21 protein-coding genes are annotated in these 21367 nt (G+C 62.1%); 9 read left to right on the top strand and 12 right to left on the bottom strand.

Going from position 1 to position 21367, the window contains the following annotated elements:
- Window positions 1-25: 25 nt before the first annotated feature.
- From SSPSH_RS12450 to SSPSH_RS12440, 3 genes are all read right to left on the bottom strand, one after another.
- Window positions 26-1045 carry a histone deacetylase family protein gene (locus tag SSPSH_RS12450; protein ID WP_006912151.1) on the bottom strand — a complete coding sequence of 340 codons (1020 nt, stop codon included), beginning with the start codon at window positions 1043-1045 and terminating at the stop codon, window positions 26-28.
- Window positions 1046-1221: 176 nt separating this feature from the next.
- Window positions 1222-2670, bottom strand: a complete 1449-nt coding sequence (locus SSPSH_RS12445; protein WP_006912152.1) for an NAD-dependent succinate-semialdehyde dehydrogenase — start codon at window positions 2668-2670, stop codon at window positions 1222-1224.
- Window positions 2671-2818: 148 nt separating this feature from the next.
- On the bottom strand, window positions 2819-3844 hold the full coding sequence (locus SSPSH_RS12440; protein WP_006912153.1) for a D-2-hydroxyacid dehydrogenase: 1026 nt from the start codon (window positions 3842-3844) through the stop codon (window positions 2819-2821).
- A gap of 194 nt (window positions 3845-4038) precedes the next feature.
- On the opposite strand from SSPSH_RS12440, the gene SSPSH_RS12435 reads away from it, so the two are divergent.
- Window positions 4039-5283: a pyridoxal phosphate-dependent aminotransferase gene (locus SSPSH_RS12435; RefSeq protein ID WP_006912154.1), complete on the top strand. Its 1245-nt coding sequence runs from the start codon at window positions 4039-4041 to the stop codon at window positions 5281-5283.
- A gap of 219 nt (window positions 5284-5502) precedes the next feature.
- Here the strand turns inward: SSPSH_RS12435 and SSPSH_RS12430 are convergent, their stop codons facing one another.
- The gene (locus SSPSH_RS12430; protein WP_006913685.1) at window positions 5503-6093 is read right to left on the bottom strand and encodes a hypothetical protein; all 591 of its coding nucleotides are present in this window, start codon (window positions 6091-6093) and stop codon (window positions 5503-5505) included.
- A 62-nt stretch (window positions 6094-6155) separates the two neighbouring features.
- On the opposite strand from SSPSH_RS12430, the gene SSPSH_RS18515 reads away from it, so the two are divergent.
- Entirely contained in the window at window positions 6156-6629 is a 474-nt protein-coding gene (locus SSPSH_RS18515; protein ID WP_006912156.1) for a 2Fe-2S iron-sulfur cluster-binding family protein, read from the top strand.
- Between the two features lie 10 nt (window positions 6630-6639).
- On the opposite strand, the gene SSPSH_RS12420 is transcribed toward SSPSH_RS18515, so the two are convergent.
- From SSPSH_RS12420 to SSPSH_RS12395, 6 genes are all read right to left on the bottom strand, one after another.
- Complete coding sequence (locus tag SSPSH_RS12420; RefSeq protein WP_006912157.1) at window positions 6640-7440, bottom strand: hypothetical protein; 801 nt, start codon at window positions 7438-7440, stop codon at window positions 6640-6642.
- 10 nt (window positions 7441-7450) lie between these two features.
- Entirely contained in the window at window positions 7451-8503 is a 1053-nt protein-coding gene (locus tag SSPSH_RS12415) for an SAM-dependent methyltransferase (protein WP_006912158.1), read from the bottom strand.
- Window positions 8504-8525: 22 nt separating this feature from the next.
- On the bottom strand, window positions 8526-9305 hold the full coding sequence (locus SSPSH_RS12410) for a DUF1295 domain-containing protein (RefSeq protein WP_006912159.1): 780 nt from the start codon (window positions 9303-9305) through the stop codon (window positions 8526-8528).
- A gap of 64 nt (window positions 9306-9369) precedes the next feature.
- The gene (locus tag SSPSH_RS18025) at window positions 9370-11100 is read right to left on the bottom strand and encodes a CocE/NonD family hydrolase (protein ID WP_006912160.1); all 1731 of its coding nucleotides are present in this window, start codon (window positions 11098-11100) and stop codon (window positions 9370-9372) included.
- Window positions 11101-11106: 6 nt separating this feature from the next.
- A complete protein-coding gene (locus SSPSH_RS12400; protein WP_006912161.1) occupies window positions 11107-11556 on the bottom strand; it encodes an acyl-CoA thioesterase in 450 nt (149 codons plus the stop codon).
- Between the two features lie 84 nt (window positions 11557-11640).
- Window positions 11641-12096, bottom strand: a complete 456-nt coding sequence (locus SSPSH_RS12395) for an RT0821/Lpp0805 family surface protein (protein WP_006912162.1) — start codon at window positions 12094-12096, stop codon at window positions 11641-11643.
- Between the two features lie 242 nt (window positions 12097-12338).
- Between SSPSH_RS12395 and SSPSH_RS12390 the strand changes: the two genes are divergently transcribed.
- The 6 genes from SSPSH_RS12390 (at window position 12339) to eda (ending at window position 18807) form a co-directional block, all read left to right on the top strand.
- Window positions 12339-12662 carry a DMT family transporter gene (locus tag SSPSH_RS12390; protein ID WP_021031761.1) on the top strand — a complete coding sequence of 108 codons (324 nt, stop codon included), beginning with the start codon at window positions 12339-12341 and terminating at the stop codon, window positions 12660-12662.
- Window positions 12663-12885: 223 nt separating this feature from the next.
- Window positions 12886-13887, top strand: a complete 1002-nt coding sequence (locus tag SSPSH_RS12385; RefSeq protein ID WP_006912164.1) for an NAD(P)H-quinone oxidoreductase — start codon at window positions 12886-12888, stop codon at window positions 13885-13887.
- Between the two features lie 203 nt (window positions 13888-14090).
- Complete coding sequence (gene zwf, locus SSPSH_RS12380) at window positions 14091-15572, top strand: glucose-6-phosphate dehydrogenase (protein WP_006913684.1); 1482 nt, start codon at window positions 14091-14093, stop codon at window positions 15570-15572.
- 2 nt (window positions 15573-15574) lie between these two features.
- Window positions 15575-16264: a 6-phosphogluconolactonase gene (pgl, locus tag SSPSH_RS12375; RefSeq protein ID WP_006912166.1), complete on the top strand. Its 690-nt coding sequence runs from the start codon at window positions 15575-15577 to the stop codon at window positions 16262-16264.
- 33 nt (window positions 16265-16297) lie between these two features.
- Entirely contained in the window at window positions 16298-18175 is a 1878-nt protein-coding gene (gene edd / locus SSPSH_RS12370) for a phosphogluconate dehydratase (RefSeq protein ID WP_006912167.1), read from the top strand.
- Window positions 18172-18807 (top strand): bifunctional 4-hydroxy-2-oxoglutarate aldolase/2-dehydro-3-deoxy-phosphogluconate aldolase, encoded by a 636-nt coding sequence (gene eda, locus SSPSH_RS12365; protein WP_006912168.1) that lies wholly within the window; start codon window positions 18172-18174, stop codon window positions 18805-18807. Before edd ends, eda begins: the two co-directional genes overlap by 4 nt.
- Window positions 18808-19030: 223 nt before the next feature.
- On the opposite strand, the gene SSPSH_RS12360 is transcribed toward eda, so the two are convergent.
- Both SSPSH_RS12360 and SSPSH_RS12355 read right to left on the bottom strand, forming a co-directional pair.
- Complete coding sequence (locus tag SSPSH_RS12360; protein WP_006912169.1) at window positions 19031-19681, bottom strand: DNA-3-methyladenine glycosylase family protein; 651 nt, start codon at window positions 19679-19681, stop codon at window positions 19031-19033.
- The gene (locus tag SSPSH_RS12355; protein WP_006912170.1) at window positions 19678-20325 is read right to left on the bottom strand and encodes an SDR family oxidoreductase; all 648 of its coding nucleotides are present in this window, start codon (window positions 20323-20325) and stop codon (window positions 19678-19680) included. The genes SSPSH_RS12360 and SSPSH_RS12355 overlap by 4 nt, the downstream gene beginning before the upstream one ends.
- Before the next feature lie 129 nt (window positions 20326-20454).
- Here SSPSH_RS12355 and SSPSH_RS12350 point away from each other — a divergent pair, with 129 nt between their 5' ends.
- On the top strand, window positions 20455-21150 hold the full coding sequence (locus SSPSH_RS12350; RefSeq protein ID WP_006912171.1) for a glutathione binding-like protein: 696 nt from the start codon (window positions 20455-20457) through the stop codon (window positions 21148-21150).
- The last annotated feature ends 217 nt before the right edge of the window (window positions 21151-21367 follow it).

The following is a 21367-nucleotide window of genomic DNA, read 5'->3' as shown; positions in this document are numbered from 1 at the left end:
CCGAGGGCCCGGCATCTACCCGTCTTTATCGGCCGAGCAGGCCAGAAAAGAACTGGTGTGCGTTGTCCTGCAGATGATCGACATCGTAGCCGCCTTCTTGAATCACGCACACCGGCATGTCCAGTTCAGCCATGGCCTTGCCAATACGGGCAAACCCTTCGGTGGTGACCGAAACCTTGGCCTGCGGATCGTTTTCGTAGATGTCAAAGCCCAGCGGCAACACCAGCACGTCCGCGCCGAAGAGCTTGATCGCGGCAACGGCTTCATCGAGTTTTTCGAAGAAGGTCTCTTCCGGCGAGCCGTGCGGCATCGGCAGATTGATGTTGTAACCATAGCCCGCGCCTGCACCGCGTTCGTCGGCATGGCCGGTGACCACCGGATAGAAGTTGGTCGGATCGCCGTGGATGGAGATATAGAGCACGTCGTCGCGCTCCCAGAAGATCTCCTGGATACCCTGGCCGTGGTGCATGTCGGGGTCGAGAATCGCCACGCGCTGGAACTTGGTGCGCAGGGCTTCGGCAGCGATCGCGGCGTTGTTCAGATAGCAGAATCCGCCGGCACCGTCGCGACGCGCATGATGGCCCGGCGGCCGGCACAAACCGTAGGCAAAGCGCTCGCCGGCGAGGATATCGTCCGCCGCGGTGAGCGCGGTCTGGGCCGAGGCATAGGCCGCCTTCCAGGTGCCTTCGCCGATCGGGCAGCTGCCGTCGGCCTGATAGCGGGCCGATTCGGCCAGTATGCCCTTGAGCGGATTGGGCGAGCGCACGAAGATGTTCGACATCACCTCGTTGCCCCAATCGTCCGGGATTTCCATCCAGCGGCGGTGCGCGGATTCCAGAAAGCGCAGATAGCCTAGATCGTGAACCTGCGAAATCACGGTCATACCGTGATCGACCGGTTTGCCGACTTCCACATCCAAACCTTCGAGCGCGGCAACCAGCGGTGGCGTGCGGGCCGGGACTTCCTGTGGTTCGCGCATCTGCCCGCGGGTCAGATAGCTTTTCGGGATGTGCTCGTTCTGGATCGGGTCGAAATAGGCTTTCACGGCAACAGTTTCCGTTTGGTCGAAAATGAATAGCGGCCAGCGCTCGGCACGCGACTAAGGCTTGCAACATACGCCGACGACGCCGGCGCCTGCAATGCATAATCGCGCAACATGAAGGCTGGGCAAAAAAAAGCCGGCGGGAGCACCCGCCGGCTTGTAGACGCTTGCGCGCCGCGTTACTTGCCGCGCGGCACGGTCTGGACTTCGACGAATTCCATGATGCCTTCGTCGCCGCCTTCACGGCCGATGCCCGACTGCTTCATGCCGCCGAACGGGGCATGCGGCGCCGGGCCGGTGCCGGTGTTCCAGCCGCAATGACCGAAGTGCAAGCCACGGATCGTCTTCTCGGCGCGTTTTTCGTCGGAAGTGAATACATACGACGCCAGGCCGAATTCCGTGGTGTTGCCCAGCTCGATGACTTCGTCTTCATCGTCGAATTCGATCATCGGCACCAGCGGGCCGAAGGTTTCTTCCTTGCAGCAGGCCATGTCGTGGGTCACGCCGGTCACGACGGTGGGCGTGTAGAACAGGTTCTTTTCGGCGTCGAGTTCGTCCGGATGCTTGCCGGCAACCAGCTTGGCACCTTTCGAAAGCGCGTCGGCCACGTGGTTCTGGACCTTCTCGAAGCCGGCCTTGTTGATCAGTGGGCCGACATCGATGTCTTCGTCCATGCCGTCGCCGACCTTGAGCGCCTTGACCTTCTCGACCAGCTTGTCGGTGAACTCTTCATACACACCGGACTGGACATAGATCCGGTTGGCACAGACACAGGTCTGGCCGCCGCCACGGAACTTGTTCCCGACCAGCTGCGTGGTGGCATGGTCGATATCGGCATCGTCGAAGACGATGAACGGCGCGTTGCCGCCCAGCTCGAGACCGAGCTTCTTGACGTGATCCTTGCTCTGCTCGATGAGCAGTTTGCCGACTTCGGTGGAGCCGGTGAACGAGATCATGGTCACGTCCGGCGAGGACATCAGCTCGCCGCCGATCTGGCTGGACGAACCCATCACCAGGTTCACATAGCCCTTGGGCAGCTCGAGGCGCTCGTGGAAGAGCTGGAACATGGCAATCATGGTCAGCGGTGTTTCGCTGGCCGGCTTGATCACGCTCGGGCAATCGGCGGCGATCGCGGGGGCGATTTTCTTGGCGATCATGCCGATCGGGAAGTTCCAGGGCGTGATCAGGCCAACCACGCCGACCGGGCGGTGGTGAACCGTCCAGCTGCAGTCCTTGGCTTTCTCTTCGAGTTCCTCGGGTTTGAGAACGTCGATATTCTTCGCGCAGTAGTCAAAGAAGCCGGCGGCGTATTCCACCTCGCCCTGGGCTTCCTTCCACGGCTTGCCGTGTTCGAGACATAGGATACGACCGATCTCTTCCTTTTCATCGATCAGGGCATCGCGGATATCTTCGAGCCATTCGCGACGGGTCTCGATATCGTTGGGTTTCAAGGCCGCTTTTGCGGCTTCGATGGCGCGCTGCGTTTCGGCCTGGCCCATCTTGGGCATTTCCGCCAGCACCTTGCCGTTCGCCGGGTTGAGGACCTCGACCTTCTCGCCGGAGTCAGCCTCGACCCACTGGCCGTCGATATAACCGGAAATATGCTTGAGCAGATACGATTCGATCATGAGTGTCCTCGGTCCTGTCTTGACGACTTGAGTCTATGAATAAGGTGACGGGCGCTTACGGTGGCCCGATAGCAATGCATGTGTCGACGCTCTATCAGTGATCGGGGCGTAACCGACCTTTTTAAAGCCTCGAAGGTGTGGCGAACGCTCACGCGGAACCTGGCGCGTAGCCATGGTGCTTGCTGACTTCGTTGAACAGCGTGTCGCCGCGTTGCCAGCGTTCGAGGTTGTCGAGAAACTGGTCGATCAATGCGTCACGCCAGCCGATGAAATCGCCGGCCATGTGTGCAGACATCAGAACGTTGCCCATGCCCCACAGCGCATGCTCGGCCGGCAGCGGTTCCTGTTCGAACACGTCGAGCGCGGCACCCGCGATCTGTTGGTTGACGAGCGCATCGACCAGATCGTCGGTAACCACGATCGGCCCGCGTCCGATGTTGATAAAGCGCGCATGCTTCGCCATGGCTGCGAAGCGTCGCGCATCGAACCAGTGTTCGGTGGCCTCGGTCAGCGGCGCCGCTACGACGACGTAATCGGCGTCAGGCAGATGGGCATCGATATCGTCGGCGGCATGCACGGCCGAAAAGACCTCGTCGCCGTCACGCGCGCGCCGGGCGATACCGGTGACATCCATGCCGACGGCCTTGCATAGCCGTCCGATTTCACGTCCGATCGATCCCGCGCCGGCCACCAGCACGCGTTTGCCGAAAATGCTTTCGGTATCGCGATGTACCCAGCGGCGTTGCTGTTGGTAGGCAATATTGGCGCGGGTGTCCTTGGCGAACATGAGAATTGCGCCCAACACGTATTCAGCAATGCTACGGTCGAAAATGCCCTGCGCATTGGTTACCGGGATATCGGAGTCGACCAGCGCGTCGAACATGAGCTGGTCGACACCGGCGCTTGCTGCATGTACCCAGCGCAAGCTGTCCGCGGCCGGCCAGGCCGCCTCGAGCGCTTCGGTACGAAAATCGGTGACGAGCAGGATCTCGCTACCGGGCAGGGCTTCGCGCAGGCTGGTTTCGTCATGGGCCACACGGATATCGCCGTAGTCACGCAGGCGCTCTATCGAGGCCGGGCCTTCGGCGGTGTCGCTTAAAACGGTTATCCGAGGTCGCGGTTCGTCGGCTTCGACGGCGTGCTCGGGGCGTGTATGGTCAGGGTTGTGGCTCATGCAGGGGTGGGCGTTACCGTGTTCACGAACCGCGCAGTTTCATTAATCATGCCGCACGGTACCCAGAGCCCGAGTCAAGCGTCAATAGCCGCTTCAAATCCCTGTGTCCACTCGTCTTGACCGGGCTTGCAAGACCTGCCTACGCTCGCGCTATGGCCGCCTTAGCCATTCCTATCCTGCGTCAAGAGGCACCCATGGTCGCGAATTTGAAGAAGAGCAATGAGATCCTATCCGCGGACCCGGATGAGCGTTACGTGCGCGACCGTCTGGTCTGGAATCCGGCTATGCACGCAATCCCGATTTCGGGCATTCGACGTATGGTCAATCGAGCCGCTGAACTCGATGACGTCGTACATCTGTCGATCGGTCAGCCGGATTTTGCGACGCCGCGCCACATTATCGATGCCCATATCCATGCGCTCGAAGCGGGCCAGACCGGTTACACCATGGACGCCGGGCTGCCTGAGCTGCTGACCGCGCTCAAGGAGTACTACAATGCGCGCTATCGCAGCACGCTGACCGAAGACAATTTTCTGATCACCACGGGTGCCACGGAAGGTATCTATCTGCTGATTACGGCCATGGCGGCACCCGGGCGTGAATTCATTATCGCGGACCCGACTTTCCTGCTTTATGCGCCTTTGATTCGCATGAATGGCGGCCAGGTGCGCACGGTGCCAACCAAGGCCAGCGAAGGGCATCAGATCGACCCCGAGCGCATCATCAACATGATCGGGCCGAACACGCACGCCATCATCCTCAATTCGCCGAGCAATCCCACCGGCACGGTGTATCCGCGCGAAACCGTGGAATGGCTGTGTCAGGAGGCGGCTTATCGAGGCGTCGAGATTCTGTCGGATGAGGTCTACGACAACCTCATTCTGGACGATATCGACTACCCGAGTGTTCTGTCCTGCGCCACCGATCTCGACGGCGTGTCGGTGGTTTCGAGCTTTTCCAAGACTTATGCCATGCCCGGGCTGCGCGTGGGCTGGATCGTGGCCGACCAGAACACGATTCGTACCCTGCGCCGCTATCACATGTTCACGACCACGGTGGCCAGTACACCAGCACAGTGGGCCGGTGTCGCGGCTCTGGTGGGCGATCAGAGCTGTGTCGATGAAATGGTGCGCGAATACTCGCGCCGTCGTGACCGGGTGGTGGATCTGGTGGCCGATACGCCGGGCCTGACCGGTTACTGGCCGCAGGGGGCGTTCTATATCGCACCCTCGTTGCCGCATGGCGTGGATGGCGGCAACCTGTGCATGCGCATGCTCGAGGAAACCGGCGTATGCGTGATTCCGGGCGATGCCTTCGGCGAGGATTCGAACAGCCTGATGCGCATCAGCTACTCGACCTCGATGGAGAAGATCGAGGAAGCCTTCGAGCGGCTCCAGCCCTGGATGGCACGCCAGCCGGAAATCCGCGGCCATAGCTAAATCAACGGCGGCACAGCGGCCGATGCGTCGTGAGTCAGTCGGTGGCCATTCGGTCATCGACTGACTTGCCCGCGCGGCCGCACCCGGCTCGCCTCGATGGCGCATTTACGACAGCCACGGTCGCATTGACGCCTTTGCCGGGCATTCGTGCCCGATAGCGTATCTCCTAAGTGCCGCCCAGGCCTTGGTCGTTTTGCGACGAGGTCTGGGCAGCCGGGTTCATTCACCCGTAGGAGCGATGCCTTGGGCCATGTTGCCGTTCAACTCGACTGGTTCGCCGGGACCGGCGTCACGCCATGTAGGCGCGCGCGTTCGGTGTCTAAGCCGGCTTTCCAGATCGGCCGCAACCACGCCTTCATCGGCTGCGACGCGCAGCGTCGCAGATTCTTGCCTAAGGCGTGAGCATCGTGAACCACGCCCACCGCCAGACTTTGTACGCCGCGCTACGAGCTTATTCTCATGCCCGGCGCGCTCGATGCGGCGCTCGGGTTGCCGCAGGGCTCGGTGGTCACGGTGACCTGCTCGCCGAGCCGCGGCGTCGCCGCGACGATAGACCTGGCCGAACAGTTGCGCGCTTGCGGGTACCGCGTCGAGACCCATCTGGCCGCGCGCCGGTTCGAAAGCCACGCCCATCTGCAAGACACCGTGGCGTGTCTCGATACGGCGGGCATCGGCGATGTGTTCGTGATCGGCGGTGACGGCGACAGCAGCGCCGGCCCGTTTGCCGGCGGCGCTGACCTGATCGCGGCCCTCGCCGAAATCGCCCCGCACCTGCAGAGCATGGGCATTCCCTGCTATCGGGAGGGCCATGCCGCGATGGCCCCCAGCTGCTCAACGAAGCACTCGATGCGAACTGCTTCTTCGCTGGGCATATGGTCAGCCAAATCTGTTTCGATGCCGATACGATCGAGTGCTGGCTCGTGCGTACGCGCGACCGCGGCGTGGCGCTGCCGGTGTATATCGGTCTTCCCGGCGTCATCGAGCGGCACAAGCTGCTTGGCATTGCCCTGCGTATCGGGCTGGGCGATTCCACTCGGGTTTTGAGCAAGAACACCGGCTTCTGGCGCCATCTGGCGCTGGAAGCACAGCCCGGACCCAAAATCATGGAGATCATCTGGGACGCCGCGCTGCCGATTGAGACGTCCTGTGGCGGTTGTTGTGCCTGTGCTACCTGTCACTGCTATATCGACGACGCCTGGATGACGTGTCTCGAACCGGCCGACGCCGACGAAGTAGACATGCTCGACATGGCCTTCGACGTGGGCGAAAACCATTCGCGACTGACCTGTCAGATCGCGTTCAGCGAACCGCTGGACGGGCTGCGCGTCACACTCGCGCCGGCCTAGCGATCTCGTATTAGTTGCACTCGGCGGCGGGTGCGCCCTGTTGTCTGGCGATCTGTGGCATCTCGCTGGCGTAGGTCACGCGTACGGGATACACCTCGCCCGCATCGTTATGCATATTGCCGATGCCCTCATATTCGAGCAGGCGCTTGGTGTCGGGATCGTAGGTGAGCTTGAGCGAGTCGACAAAGAAATTGACCAGGAACATGTCGAGTTCGGCATCGAAGACCAGCGCCTGCTTGCCCTCGAACGTGGTCGTACCGGTTTGTTTCGCACGTAGTTTGATCACCGCCTGACGGCCGGCGGCCGCGAATTTGAAGGGGACGGTCTGGCCTGCTGTGAGTTCGTCGAAATGCTGGCGCACGAGCCGGTCGAAGCCGGAGTCGGCGGCCATCGGCGGCTCGATCGTGAAATCCTTGGTTTGTTCGTCGGCATTGGCCGATTCACGCCGGAACATCGTCCAGCGGCCGTTATCGTGTCGAATACCTTCGACATAGCCGTCCGCCGGTATTTCGAGCTTGTATGTCGGCACGGTTTCGCTGTCGGCGAACTCCAGATGCTTGGTGGCGATGGTATCGCCGTTCGTGCCGACGTAGGTCACGTCCCAGCTACGCAGGGTGTCGCCCGCGAAGTGTTGCTCGTGATGTTCTGTATAACGGTATTCGCCGCCGTCGAGCGTATAGCCGTAACCATTGAAGCAGCGCGTGTCGTTGCTCTGGTCGCTGTTTTGGGCCAATACACCGGTCGCTGTAAATACGAGCACGCTGCTTGCGAGCACGAAGGCAAGAGGGCGTAGCGCTTTATTGTTATGCATGACGTATTGCTCAGTCGGCGCGGTGGCGTTGCGGCACGAACAGATAATGGGCAATGCCCCATTCGTTGCCGTCGCTATAGCCGAACAATTCGGCTACGGCCATGAAGAACATGCGCCAGCGTTGAAACCAGCGCTCGGCTTCAGCGTCGCCATAGGTTTCGCGAAAGATTTTCATGATCGGCTTTTCGGCCGCATCCATGCGTTGCAGCCAGCTGTTCGCGGTGTCGCAATAGTGGTTGCCTGACAGCCACCAGTGTTTGCGCAGACGCATGTCTTCCTGAAAATGTGCGAACAGATGCTCACTGGGCATGATGCCGCCGGTGAAGAAATAACGTGCCATCCAGTCGTAGTCGCCGTCGTTTTCGAACGCGTAGGCGAGCAACTTGTGTGCGAATACGTGCACGAACAGACGGCCGTCGTCGACCAGCCAGCGGCTGATGCGGGCGAACAACTCGCGATAGTTGCGCATGTGTTCGAACATTTCGACCGACACGACGCGATCGAAGCGTTGTGCTCCCGGATCGAAGTCGTTGATATCGCAGGTTTCGACGCGCAGGTTATTTAGCCCGCGCTCCTGCGCGATCGCTTCGATGGCTTCGCGTTGCGCGTTGGAATTCGACACTGCAAGGATCTCGGCGCTGGGAAAGCGTTTGGCGGCCCATAGCGCAAACGAACCCCAGCCACAGCCCAGATCCAGGATCCGCTGGCCGTCGTGCAGGCGCGCGCGCTCCGCGTAGAGCGCGAGCATGGCGTGCTCGGCCTGGTCGAGCGTTTTTATACCTGGCTCGAACAGGCAGCCGCTGTATTTGCGGTGCGCACCCAGTACATGCTCGAAGAATGCCGGCGGCAGTTCATAGTGCTGCGCATTGGCGTCTTCAGTATGTTGAGCGATCGGCCCGGTCGAGGCGCGATCGATGAAGCGCCGCATATGGTTGCTGCGCCATTCCGGGTCGCGCGCCTCGCGGCTGGACAGCCGGCTGGCGATCAGCCGCCGCATCCCGGTGCGCGCAATCGGATCGGGCACGATGCCCCGCTCGCACCAATCTATCGCCAGGCTACTCAAGAACGTTCTCCTTGATCATTGTTTATTGTTTTGGCGGCCAGGGAATGAACGCGCTCGTACGGCGTACGTATTCATCGTGACCTTCGCGTTTTTCCGACGCTTTCTTGTTTTCGATCGTGGGAATACCCGAAACCCGTAGCAATAGCCACGCCATGATCACCGGGCTAGCCAGTGTCGCCCACCAATATGGCGCGCCGATTGCAAGAACAACATAGGTTATCCAATGCAGCGATTCGAAAAAATAGTTCGGATGCCGAGAGTAGCGCCAAAGCCCCTGTGCGCATACCTTGCCGCGGTTCTCCGGGTTTTGCTTGAAGCGATGCAGCTGGGCATCGGCCATACCTTCGCCCACCACCGATACGAACCATACCGCGATGGCCGTCAGCGCAACGGCCAGCGACGGTGCTTCCGGCATATAGGCAATCACCAGAAATGGAATCGAGAGTATCGACGCCGCCACTGCCTGAAACAGGAAGAAGCCCAGCATGTAAAGGTCGGCTTTGGCGCCCCAGGCTTCGCGCGCCGCGGCATAGCGCGAGTCCTCCGGCGCGCCGCGCATGCGTTTGGCCAGATATCCTGCCAGTCGTAGCGCCCAGGTCAGCGCCAGCGCGGCGAGCAGAATGCGCGCTGCAGCCGGTGCATCGCCCAGTAGCGCATATTCGGCCGCGATCACGCCGACCGCAGCCGACCATACGACATCGACCAGCCCGGCATTGCGGGTGAACAGCTGGATGACCCACACCAGCGTGAGCAATATCGCGGCCGTCGCCAGGCCCACGCCAAACGCCGCAAGCGCACTCATGCGGACTCCTTTTCATTGGTGACAGGCACGAACGAACTCGCCTGCGGTAAGTACGACGAATCGATCAAGTTACGTCGACGATAGGCAGGGCGATGCGCCCACTCACTCGAATCCGCCCGGGGATCGCAGAAAAACTGGCCAGATACTGGGGATGATAGCCGTACACCAGCAGGCCCAGTCGATCGCCGGCATGCAGGCGATGGCTCACACCATTCAGGTCGAGACTGCGCCGGCCACCACCGCGAATCGGGCGCACCTGCTTGTTGAGCAGAATCGTTGCGCCGTAGCCGGCGCGCTGAACGCCGATGCCCACGAACGCGATCGGATTGCGGTCGCTGCCGCTGATCTCGATCTCGATGTGCGGGATACCGGCGATCGCCTGATTTTCGGCCTCGATCGCGGTGAGTTCGATGAAAGTGCCGCCGCTGGCCAGCTCGTCGAGATGATCCGAGGGCAGGGCGTTGACCAGACGTGCAACCAGCGCTGTTTCGTCGCCACTGGCGGGTTTGTCGCGGTTGAATACGCGCTTGAGCGCAGCCCAGGCATTGCCAGCCGTGCCGGTTGCTAGCGACCAGATTCGCGACACGCTCTGACGCCGAACGATGCCCAGCAGCAGGTCAAGCCCGCCGGTGGTGGCCTCGCCGGCAAATTCCACGGTCGGCCCGTGTTCGCCGGTGCCAACGGGCAGCGTATCGAAAAACAGGCTCGTTTCGTCGTCGAGCACGATCATGTTGCGCGGCACCTCTTGTGCCGGGGTCTTGCCCTTGAGCTTCCAGTCCAGATAGGCGAGTTCGAGCACACTGGTTTCGATGTGCTCGCCCGCGATACGCAGACTCGCGTCGGTCTGGTAGGCGATGCGGTCGATATCCTGCAGAAACGGCAGGCTGTGCCCGTACTGCATGGCGATCAGGTGGACGTCGTTGCCGGCTGCGCGCAATGCATCCGCGTTGGCGGCGGCTTCGTTGAGATTGAACAGCGTATCGCCCACGCCTTGTACGAGCAGTACGTCGACCCGGGGCGTACGCCGTGTATCGCAGGGCTCCCGCTGGCCATTGCGTGCGATTTCGCCGGCATAGAACGACGCGGGGCTGCTGTTGTAGAGCCGGTCGATCACCGTCTGCGAGAGCCCGCGGCCGGTCAGTGTCGACGCCAGCCCCTCTGCCAGCGCGCGATAGAGCAGCGGGTCAAGCCGTACGCCGGAGGTGGGTACGCCAAGGGCGACCAGTGCCGCTCCCCAGGCGGTTTTGACGACGTTATCCGGCGCCAGGCTATAGCTTAGGTCGTACCAGGTCGCGGTCGGCACGAGCGCGTCGAAACGAGGGTCGATGCAGGCACCGATGAGCTGGAAACCACCACCATAGGATAGCCCCAGGCCACCGACCACCGGATCGCCGTCGCGATAAGCCAGTCGGTCGCGCTCGGGCATGTCGTTTTCGGCCCAGTCGAGAATGGCGCTGATATCCACGCCCTCGATCTCGGGGTTCATGATTTCCACGCGCCCGCCGGAGTCGCCGAAACCACGCTGGTCGAAACTGATGACGAAGTAGCCGTCGTCGGCGGCACGACGGGCAGCCTCGGTCGACGGCAGAATACCGCCCGAAAGTACCTCGTAGACCGAGCGCTCATGGCGATTGGCCAGCCGGGCGCCGCCGAATCCGTGCCCGTGCAGAATCAGCGGCGCCGTTTCGCCGGCGGCGAGGGCCGGCTGCATGACTGTGATCGCGATCTCGACGCCATCGTTGGGGTTGATGACGGTCGCGCTGTAGTCGCGGGCTTCGAGCGGCGCGGTGCTCATGGCGGGTTACTCCACGTTCTCGTCGGCCACATGGATCGCCGCCAGTGCTTCACGTAGTGCGCTGGGAATCGTCTCGGCGCGATTGGTTTCGCGATTGACGAATACGTGCACGAAATCGCCATGAGCGCTCGGTGTATCGGCGCCGACCTGGAAAATACCGATACCGTAGGTTGTCGAACGGTTGCCCAGATGCTTGACCATCAGCCCGGCCTCCAGCTTTTCGGGAAAAGCGACCGGCGCGTGGTACTGGCAGCGCGATTCGACCACGAAACCCACGACCGGCGCGTTGTGAATATCCAGGCCGCCCACTTCAATCAGATAGCGATTGGCCGCGGTGTCGAAATACGAGTAATAGGTCACGTTGTTTACGTGGCCGTAAACGTCGTTATCCATCCAGCGGGTCGGCATGTCGCAGAACCAGGGGTAATCACTGCGATTCGGGCGCTCTTTCGACATCGGCGGGCAGCTCTCGATTCAAGGGTGGGGTTTCAAAAAAAAGAAGCCGGGCGATGCCCGGCTTCGATACGATTACGGCTGGGTTCAGGACTGGACTTTCCAGCTGCCGTCGCTTTGACGACAGGCGGTACCGTTGACCTTCTCCGGCTTGCCCTCGACGTTAGCGTTCATCGTGAACTCGCGACACGGCTGGCTGCCGCTATTGTAGGTGCGCGTCGGCGTGACGGAATAATTCGAGTTCGTGTCTGGATTGCTCCAGCTCGACGTATTGCCGGTCTGATTGGTCTCCAGCGCGCTGCCGAACTGCTGGCGGTCGCGCTGGCCGAAGTTATTGCCGATACGGCGGCCGAGTGCGGCGCCTGCTAGTGTGCCCACGACGGTTGCGATGGTGGTGCCGCTGCCGCTGCCGATCTGCGAACCGGCCGCACCGCCAGCGATGCCGCCGAGCACGGTGCCGGTATCGCCGGAACTCCAGTTCGCGCAGCCGCTCATGGCGACGGTAAGTGCCAGGGCGCTAGCAAAACTCAGGATCTTGGTCATAAGTCGTTCTCCGCTATGGCCTGTGCCGTACAGACCGGTATCGCTGAAATTGTCACGCTTGAGTGTAACCAAAACAGGGGCGCGGGTCGTCATCGCCGTAGTGAGCGACGGTGGTCGGCATATCGTGGTTGCGGATTGTGCGGCGCGATTGGCACGAATACCCGCTGAAGCCGTGGCTACGATTCGGTCTCCGGCAAGCCACACTTTATGTTCTTCTTTTCTCTAGCAAAGTGCGATTCGATATGAGCCAAGGACCGGTACTGCTGGCATTCGCGATCGTGTTCGAGGTGATCGGCACCACATGCATGAAGTTCTCCGAGGGGTTCACGCGCTTGTGGCCATCGCTGGGCATCGCGGTGTTCTATGCGGCCTCGTTCGCTTGCCTGACGCTTGCGCTACGCCACCTCGAAATCAGTGTGGCATATGCGGTATGGGCCGGGTTGGGCATCGTGCTGATCACGCTCATTGGCGTGGCGCTATTTCACGAACCGATGACCTGGTGGCGCACCGGCTGTATTGCGCTGGTGCTGATCGGCGTGGTCGGTTTGAATCTGTCGCATGCCTGACTTGCCGTTGACGACGTGCAGGGCGGTGCGGCCTACGCTCCGTTAATCGCACGTGCAAACAGCGAATGATCCACTGTGTTCAAGGCCATGCGCCATCGAGCGCGCCCATCGCTTCGCAAGCTTTGGCGTCGGCGAACAAGCGCTCGCATACGCGCATTATTAACCCAATAAGATTATCTATATCCTGTGCCGGGTTGAGAAAACCCGATTTCAGGAGATCCCCATGCGGGCATGGCTGGTAGAAGAACCCGGCGCGCCGGAAGCGCTCGAACTCAAGACGATAGACGCCCCCGAGCCGGGGCCGGACGAGATTCTGGTCGACGTGCGCGCGGTCGGCATCAATCAGGCCGACGTATTGCAGCGCAAGGGCGGCTACCCGCCGCCAAACGGTTTCGATGTGCGTCGTCCCGGTCTGGAATATGCCGGTGAGGTTGCCGCGGTAGGCGATCGCGTGACCACGCGCAAGGTGGGCGAACGCGTGATGGGCCTGATCGGCGGCGGCTCCTATGCCGAGCAGCTGGTGGTGCACGAACGCGAAGCGCTTACGATTCCGCCGCACTACGACTTCGAGCAGGCCGCGGCCATGCCGGAAGCGTTTCTTACCGCTTACCGCGGGCTTTTCCTCGTGGGCGAACTGGCGCCGGGTCAGTGGGCGCTGGTACGCGGTGCGACCTCGGGCGTGGGCCAGGCCGGCCTGCAGCTCATTCAGGCCATGGGCGCACGCGGTATCGCCACCAGCCGCAAGCAGGCGCGCCTCGACGAAATGGAGCAGCGCTTCAAATCGATCGGGTTCGACAAGGCCTATGACCTTGGCCTGGAAGACGGCGACGACGGCGTGGCCAAGGCCGTACAGGAACAGACCGGCGGCGCACACGTCGTGCTGGATTTCGTGGGTGGCCCGGCGCTGGCCGACAACTTCGATGCCCTGCGTCCGGAAGGCCGTCAGGTCCAGATCGGGCTGATCGGTGGGCGCAAGAGCGAGATCGACATGGGCAAGCTGCTCATGCGTCGCCTGAGCCTCGTGGCCATGACCATGCGCAGCCTGCCGCTGGAGCGCAAGATCATGCTCGCCCAGATGTTCGACGACCGCCTGCTGCCGCTGTTCGAAGCCGGCAAGCTCAAGCCGATTGTTGATCGCGCCTTTGCCTTCGAAGAAGCGGTGGAGGCGCATCGGCTGATGGAATCCGGCGACCATGCCGGCAAGCTGGTGCTTGTACGCGGCTAGACGCACCACTGCGAGCGGCTGGGCTGTCCGGCCTCGCCGCCGACGACTGGCGCGGGCCGCCTGGCCCGCGCTTTAAAACTTGCCGCCACGCGCTCGCGCAGCCACGGACCGGGCGCAAACAACGAACGCGCAACGATTGGATCAATCGTTGCATACGTTAAATGTCATGATGACCCAGTGCTCATGGCAGGCGGTGTGCTTCGATGGCTGAATTCGTCCCGGTCGATCCCTTCGACCTCGTAATCTTTGGCGGCACCGGTGATCTGGCGCAGCGCAAACTATTACCGGCGCTGTTTCATCGCGACGGCGACGGCCAGTTCAGCGACGACAGCCGGATCGTCGCGGTATCGCGCGGCGATATCGATAGCGAGGCCTATCGCAACTGGGTACGCGAAACGCTGGAATCACAGCTGTCCGCCAGGGAACTCAAGGACGAGGTGTGGCAGCGGTTCGCGGCCCGGCTGCATCATGTCGGTCTGGATATGCAGGCCGATACCGGCTGGGGCGATCTTGGCGCCGCGCTGGATGAAGACAAGAAACGTGCCCGCGTGTTCTATCTGGCCACGGCACCGTCGCTGTTCGGCACCGTCGCCCAACAGCTCCAGGATGCCAGTCTGACCGACGCCCGCTCGCGTATCGTGCTGGAAAAACCGGTCGGCCACGATTTCGACTCGGCCCGCGATATCAACGACGCCGTGGGTGCCGTATTCGCGGAATCGCAGATCTATCGCATCGATCATTATCTGGGCAAGGAAACCGTTCAGAACGTGCTGGCCCTGCGCTTCGGCAATTCCCTTTTCGAGCCGCTCTGGGCGCGCGGGGCAGTCGATCACGTACAGATCACGGTGGCCGAGAATCTGGGCGTGGGCCAACGCTTCGATTTCTACAACCGCACCGGCGCGCTGCGCGACATGGTGCAGAACCATATGTTGCAGCTGTTGTGCATGGTGGCGATGGAGCCGCCGGCGAGCATGCACCACGACGATATCCGCAACGAAAAGATCAAGGTGCTGCGGGCGCTCAAGCCGATCACCCTCGATGTCGTGGATCGCGTGACCGTACGCGGGCGCTATACCGCGGGCATCGTGGATGGCGAGCCCGTGCCGGGCTATCGAGAAGAGGGTGACGACCCCGAAATCAATACCGCCGAGCAGGACACCGAAACCTTCGTTGCCATCAAGGCAGAAATCGACAACTGGCGCTGGAACGGCACGCCGTTTTATCTGCGGACCGGCAAGCGCATGGCACGCAAGCTCTCCGAGATCGTGTTCCAGTTCAAACCGGTGCCGCATTCCATTTTTGGTGACCAGCCGCTCACGCCCAACCGGCTCGTGCTCAGCCTGCAACCGGAAGAAGGCGTCCAGCTCACGCTGATGACCAAGGAACCGGGGCCGGGCGGTTTCCGGATGCGCTCGTTGCCGCTGAACCTGAATTTTCCGGATGCGTTTTCGGTGACCTATCCCGACGCCTACGAGCGCCTGCTCATGGAAGTGTTGCGCGGCAACCCGGCGCTGTTCATGCGCCGCGACGAAATCGAAACCGCCTGGTCGTGGATCGACCGTATTATCGACAGCTGGCATACGCGCGGCGTGCGCACCCACGAATACATGGCCGGCAGCTGGGGGCCGACCGATTCATTCGTGCTGCTCGATCGCGACGACCGCCGTTGGGCCCAACCGGAATAGCCATGCCGACATTGCACGAATTCAAGGACCGCGACGCCTGCGCCGACGCGCTTGCGGCCACATTGGCCGAGCAGCTACGGGCGGGCATCGCCGAGAACGGGCGTGCCACGCTGGTACTCAGCGGCGGCTCGTCGCCGATCGGTCTGTTCGAACGGCTGGCGCTGATCGAGCTGGATTGGTCGCGGGTCACCGTGCTGCCCAGCGACGAACGCTGGGTCGCGCCCGATCAGCCTGAAAGCAACGAAGCCGCGCTGCGCGAACATCTGCTTTATGGTCCGGGCAACGCGGCCCGGTTGTTTGGTCTGTATCGCGACAAGCCGACCCCGATCGATGCGCAGGCCGAACTCGACGCCGAGCTGGCGCAACTGCCGCGTCTGTTCGATGCCGTGGTGCTTGGCATGGGTGAAGACGGCCATACCGCCTCCCTGTTTCCGGACGCCGCGAATATCGAAGCCTGTATGACCAGCAACGCCGAATGCGTGGTGCCGGAACGCGAGGGCGACGGCCCGGCGCGTATCAGTCTGAGTCTGAACCGGCTGCTGGCCACGCGCGCACTCCATCTGCTGTTCTTTGGCGATGCCAAGCGCCGTGTCTACAACATGGCAGGCGAGCCCGGGCCGGCTATCGAATATCCCGTACGGGGCGTCATCCATCAAAGCCACGTGCCCGTTGACGTGTACTGGTCCGACTAGACGCGGGCCGCGTGCCCGCTGGAGCGACAAGCCATGAGTCTGCATCCCGTTATCGACGCCGTAACCCAGCGCGTGATCGCCCGCAGCCGCGATACCCGGGCGACGTATCTGGCCAAGATCGACCACGCCCAAAGCGTGGGTCCGCATCGCGGCAAGCTCTCCTGCGGCAATCTCGCCCACGGCTTTGCGGTGGAGGACAAGCCGGGCAAGGACGCGCTCGCCGGCCAGCAGCGGCCGAACGTGGCGATCGTCTCGGCCTACAATGAAATGCTCTCGGCGCATCAGCCGCTGGGCGATTTTCCGCCGATTATCAAAAAAGCCGCCTGGGATGCCGGCGGCGTAGCCCAGTTTGCGGGTGGCGTGCCGGCCATGTGCGATGGTGTGACCCAGGGTCAGCCCGGCATGGAACTGTCTCTGTTCTCGCGCGACACCATTGCCATGGCCACCGCGGTCGCGCTGACCCACAACATGTTCGACGCCGCCCTGTGCCTGGGCGTGTGCGACAAGATCGTGCCGGGCTTGACGATCGGCGCGCTGTCGTTCGGCCATCTGCCGGTGATCTTCGTGCCGGGCGGGCCGATGACCACCGGCCTGTCGAACAAGATCAAATCCGAGGTGCGCCAGCGTTTTGCCGCCGGTGAAATCGGCCGCGACGAGCTGCTCAAGGCCGAGTCCATGTCCTACCACTCGCCGGGCACCTGCACGTTCTATGGCACCGCGAATTCCAACCAGCTGCTCATGGAATTCATGGGCCTGCATCTACCGGGCGCATCGTTCATCAACCCGAACACGCCGCTACGCGAGGCGCTTACGCGGGCGGCCGCCGAGCGCGTGGTGGGCATCACCGAACTCTCTGACGACTATCGTCCGATCGGGCGTGTCGTGGATGAAAAATCGGTGATCAACGGCATCGTCGGGCTGCTGGCGTCGGGCGGGTCGACCAACCACACCATGCATATCGTGGCCATGGCCCGCGCTGCCGGTGTGAAGATCGACTGGACCGATTTCGCCGAAATCTCGGCCGTGGTGCCGCTGCTGGCCCGGGTGTACCCCAACGGCGTGGCCGACGTGAACCACTTCGCCGCGGCCGGCGGTATTCAGTTCATGATCCGCGAACTGCTGGCTGCCGGGTTGCTGCACAACGATGTCTCCACCGTGGTCGGCGACGGCCTGCATCGCTATACGCAGGAGCCGTTTCTCGACGGCGACGATCTGATCTGGCGCGAGGGCGTGGAACAAAGCCACGACACCGACGTGCTGCGCGGCGTGGCTGACCCGTTTGCTTCAACAGGCGGGTTGCGCGTACTCACCGGCAATCTCGGGCGCGGCATCATCAAGATATCGGCAGTCCAGAAACAGCACCGCACCATCCATGCGCCGGCGCGCGTGTTCCCCAGCCAGGAGCATGTGCTCGAGGCCTATCAGGCCGGCGAGCTGGAACAGGACACGGCCATCGTCGTTATCAACCAGGGCCCACGCGGCAACGGCATGCCCGAGCTGCACAAGCTCACGCCGTCGCTCGGCGTCTTGCAGGACAAGGGCTATCAGGTCGCGCTCATCACTGACGGGCGTATGTCCGGCGCCTCCGGCAAGATTCCCGCCGCGATCCAGATCACGCCCGAAGCACGCCTGGGCGGTCTGATCGGCCGCATTCGCGATGGCGACATGATCATGCTGGACCCCGAGGCAGGGGACCTACGGGTCGAAGTGGACGACGCCGAACTCGAAGCACGCGAGCCCACCACCTTCGACGACCAACCCGAAAGCGAATTCGGCTTCGGGCGCGAACTGTTCGCGGTATTTCGTCGCAACGTCGGCTCGGCCGAAGAGGGCGCCTGTGCGCTGCTCGATGCGCAACCGGCCGAGACCGAAACCCGCACCACGGTCGCCGAACAGGAGCCGGCGGAATGAAATACGCTCAGACCCGGCAGGTCATGGCGATCGCGCCGGTGATTCCGGTCGTGGTGGTGTCCGATGCCGCATCGGCGGTCGAAATTGCTCGTGCGCTGGTGGCCGGCGGTATCCGCGTGATCGAGGTCACGCTGCGCACCGAAGCCGGCCTTGCCGCGATTGAAGCGATTGCCCAACAGGTCGACGATATTTGTGTCGGCGCCGGCACGGTATGGACCGAGGCCCAGGCCGAACAGGCGATCGATGCGGGGGCCGAGTTCATGGTTTCGCCCGGCATCGCCGACGACGTGAACGCGGTTGCGCAGGCCCGCGATATCGCCTATCTGCCCGGTGCACAGACGGTCAGCGAGATTGCCCATCTCAAACGCCAGGGCGTGACCGCCACCAAACTGTTCCCGGCTTCGGTCGTCGGCGGGCCCGCTGCGATCAAGGCGTTCGCCAGCGTATTTCCCGATCTCGTGTTTTGTCCGACGGGCGGTATCAAGGAAGACACCGCAAGGGATTATCTGGCACTGGATTGTGTGCCCTGTGTGGGGGGTAGTTGGCTGGTGTCTGCTGACGCCGTGGCTGGCGGCGATTGGGAAGCTGTTCGTTTGGCTGCCGAGCGGGCGGTGGCATTGTCGGACTCTTGAGCTTTGAGGGGACGATGACCGACATCTCTAGAGTTCTGGATCAGCTGGGCAGGTAAATTTGGGCGTGGGGTTTCGCATAGCAGTGCGAAACCAAAGGTCCGATAAACTCGTGAATGCCGTACGCCGGCTGCTCGAACCCACCGGTTTCGAATGAGCGGCGTAAATAATTCGCAGTTCAAGGTTTTGTTCGACACCGGCCCGCAAGAGCCCGATCACCCCAAACCTACAACTCAAGCGCTCGCCACATGAACCAACTCCCCACCGACCGATAAGGCCGCCAGATTTCGCACTCGCGCTCCAGCTGTTTGGGCTTGGGCAGCTCTTCGCGCCCGTAGGTGATTGCGTAGCCCTTGCGTACGCCCAGGTCGTGAATGGGCATCACGTCCGGCCGGCCGAGGTGGAACAGCAACAGCATTTCCACCGTCCAGCGGCCGATGCCACGGATGGCGGAATAACGTTCGATCAGCTCGGCGTCGTCGTAATCTTCAAGGCGCGACTCATCCGGCAGTTCGCCGGCCAGCTGGGCCGCAGCGAGCGCCTGCAGGCTGAGCATCTTGTTCTGCGACAGGCCGGCGCCGCGCAGGGCGGCGTCGTCGGCGTCTGCAATGCGCTGGGCTCCCGGCGTATCGCCGCCGCCGAGCGCATCGAGCAGGCGGCGATGGATGGTCCCGGCCGCCTTGCCGGATAACTGCTGGTAGACGATCGCCCGCACCAGCGAATGAAAGACATCCGGCGCGGCCGTGGTCGATGGGGCAAACGGCTCGCAGCGGTCCATCAATGCGCCGAGCGTGGGATCGACCGCGCGCAGATGCGCTACGGCCGTGTCCGCATCGAACATCAGCCGGGTGGGGCGTTCGTTCGACGCCTCGCTCATAGCCCTTGCAGGGATTCGATCGCCTCGGCAATCGGCGTATCGCCCGCGAGCACTTCAAGCGTGCGGTTATAGGAGGCCGGTTCATCCACCAACGCGAGCAGCAGGGTGGCTACGTCGTCGCGGGTAATCTCGCCGGTACGGCCCAGAGATTCGGCCAGCTCAATGTTGCCGGTGCCGGCGTCGTTGGTCAGCTTGCCCGGCCGTACGATCGTGTAATCCAGCCCGGCTGCCCGCAGACGGTCATCCGCGGCTTTCTTGGCCTCGAAATAGTGCCGCATCGATTCGGGGCCTTTCTCGGGTGTGTCGGCATTCATGGCCGACACCATGATGAAACGCTGTACGCCGTTGGCCACGGCCTGGTCGATCAACGAAATCGCACCGTGGCGATCCACGTCCTCGGTTTTCTCGGGCGGCGTATGGCCGCCGGAGCCGGCGGTGAAGACCACGGTGTCGACGTTCGCCAGCGCCTCGCTGCAATCGTCCTCCAGATCGGCAATGACGGTTTCGTGTGCGCCCAGGGCCGTCATCTCCGGCGCTTGGCCGGCGCTGCGAATCATGGCCACCGAGGTATGTTCACTCTCGGCAATCGCCTTGATCAGCCGTTGGCCGATCTGCCCGTGTGAACCTGCGACAAGTATCTTCATGCGATGCTCCTTGCTGTAACGCGCGGCCCGACCGATTGGTGGCGCGCGTCTTGAATAATGGCCTATGCCCTGCAACTTCAGGGTTTATAAAGTGAATACAAGCATACGTCGAAAGACGAAGGACCGTTCATGATCGATCTCTATACCTGGACCACCCCCAACGGTCACAAGATTCATATCGCCCTCGAGGAAATGGGGCTCGAATACACTGCCCACCCGATCAACATCGGCAAGGGCGACCAGTTCGGCGAAGAATTTCTCAAGATCAGCCCGAACAACAAGATTCCGGCGATGGTCGATCAGGACGGCCCCAACGGTAAGCCGTACGCCCTGTTCGAGTCCGGCGCTATGCTGATCTATCTGGCCGAGAAAACCGGCCGGCTGCTGCCGACGGATACGGTCAAGCGTAACGACGTCATGCAGTGGCTCATGTTCCAGATGGCCAGCGTCGGCCCCATGCTCGGCCAGGCGCACCACTTCAACAAGTACGCGCCCGAGAAGATCGAGTACGCGGTCAAGCGCTATGAGAGCGAGGCCAACCGTATCTACGGGGTCATGGATCGCCGCCTGGCCGACTTCAAGTTCCTTGCCGGCAACGACTACTCCATTGCCGATATCGCCACCTGGCCGTGGCTGCGCAGCGCCGAAACCCAGGGCGTGAACATCGACGACTACCCCAACGTACGCCGCTGGTTCGAAATGATTGGCGATCGAGAGAACGTGAAGAAGGGTTTGCAGGTTCTCGCGGATCATCACACTGATCTGAGTCAGGATAAGGATGCGCTTGAGAATATGTTTGGTAGCAAGCAGTACGAGAAGCGTTGATACCTCGTGTTGGCAGGGCGGTTTGATCCGTCTTGCTCTAGACTCTTAGACAGAAGCCATCCTCTGTTCGCTTGAGCGGGCAGGGTAAGTGAAGTTTCAAATCGAAGCCGGTTTCCGCTTGTTTGGAAGCCGGCTTTTTTGTGTGCGCGTGTTGGGAATTGGCGTCGGCGTTTTGCGAGGCGTGATTTTAGGGGGCTGCTGAAAAACCCGCCGGATT

Source organism: Salinisphaera shabanensis E1L3A, from assembly GCF_000215955.2.
In the GTDB taxonomy this organism is placed as follows: domain Bacteria; phylum Pseudomonadota; class Gammaproteobacteria; order Nevskiales; family Salinisphaeraceae; genus Salinisphaera; species Salinisphaera shabanensis.
The sequence above is the reverse complement of the archived record's forward strand: the minus strand, read 5'-3'. Positions and strand labels throughout refer to the sequence as shown.

Coding starts and splice junctions, on each gene's coding strand:
- SSPSH_RS12410 (WP_006912159.1), bottom strand. CDS start 9,305: ATGAGTGCGCTTGCGGCGTTTGGCGTGGGCCTGGCGACGGCCGCGATA.
- SSPSH_RS12350 (WP_006912171.1), top strand. CDS start 20,455: ATGATCGATCTCTATACCTGGACCACCCCCAACGGTCACAAGATTCAT.
- SSPSH_RS12355 (WP_006912170.1), bottom strand. CDS start 20,325: ATGAAGATACTTGTCGCAGGTTCACACGGGCAGATCGGCCAACGGCTG.
- SSPSH_RS12445 (WP_006912152.1), bottom strand. CDS start 2,670: ATGATCGAATCGTATCTGCTCAAGCATATTTCCGGTTATATCGACGGC.
- SSPSH_RS12360 (WP_006912169.1), bottom strand. CDS start 19,681: ATGAGCGAGGCGTCGAACGAACGCCCCACCCGGCTGATGTTCGATGCG.
- SSPSH_RS12430 (WP_006913685.1), bottom strand. CDS start 6,093: ATGGCCCTCCCGATAGCAGGGAATGCCCATGCTCTGCAGGTGCGGGGC.
- SSPSH_RS18515 (WP_006912156.1), top strand. CDS start 6,156: ATGGTCAGCCAAATCTGTTTCGATGCCGATACGATCGAGTGCTGGCTC.
- eda (WP_006912168.1), top strand. CDS start 18,172: ATGAAATACGCTCAGACCCGGCAGGTCATGGCGATCGCGCCGGTGATT.
- SSPSH_RS12390 (WP_021031761.1), top strand. CDS start 12,339: ATGAGCCAAGGACCGGTACTGCTGGCATTCGCGATCGTGTTCGAGGTG.
- SSPSH_RS12420 (WP_006912157.1), bottom strand. CDS start 7,440: ATGCATAACAATAAAGCGCTACGCCCTCTTGCCTTCGTGCTCGCAAGC.
- SSPSH_RS12400 (WP_006912161.1), bottom strand. CDS start 11,556: ATGTCGAAAGAGCGCCCGAATCGCAGTGATTACCCCTGGTTCTGCGAC.
- pgl (WP_006912166.1), top strand. CDS start 15,575: ATGCCGACATTGCACGAATTCAAGGACCGCGACGCCTGCGCCGACGCG.
- edd (WP_006912167.1), top strand. CDS start 16,298: ATGAGTCTGCATCCCGTTATCGACGCCGTAACCCAGCGCGTGATCGCC.
- SSPSH_RS12440 (WP_006912153.1), bottom strand. CDS start 3,844: ATGAGCCACAACCCTGACCATACACGCCCCGAGCACGCCGTCGAAGCC.
- zwf (WP_006913684.1), top strand. CDS start 14,091: ATGGCTGAATTCGTCCCGGTCGATCCCTTCGACCTCGTAATCTTTGGC.
- SSPSH_RS12435 (WP_006912154.1), top strand. CDS start 4,039: ATGGTCGCGAATTTGAAGAAGAGCAATGAGATCCTATCCGCGGACCCG.
- SSPSH_RS12385 (WP_006912164.1), top strand. CDS start 12,886: ATGCGGGCATGGCTGGTAGAAGAACCCGGCGCGCCGGAAGCGCTCGAA.
- SSPSH_RS18025 (WP_006912160.1), bottom strand. CDS start 11,100: ATGAGCACCGCGCCGCTCGAAGCCCGCGACTACAGCGCGACCGTCATC.
- SSPSH_RS12395 (WP_006912162.1), bottom strand. CDS start 12,096: ATGACCAAGATCCTGAGTTTTGCTAGCGCCCTGGCACTTACCGTCGCC.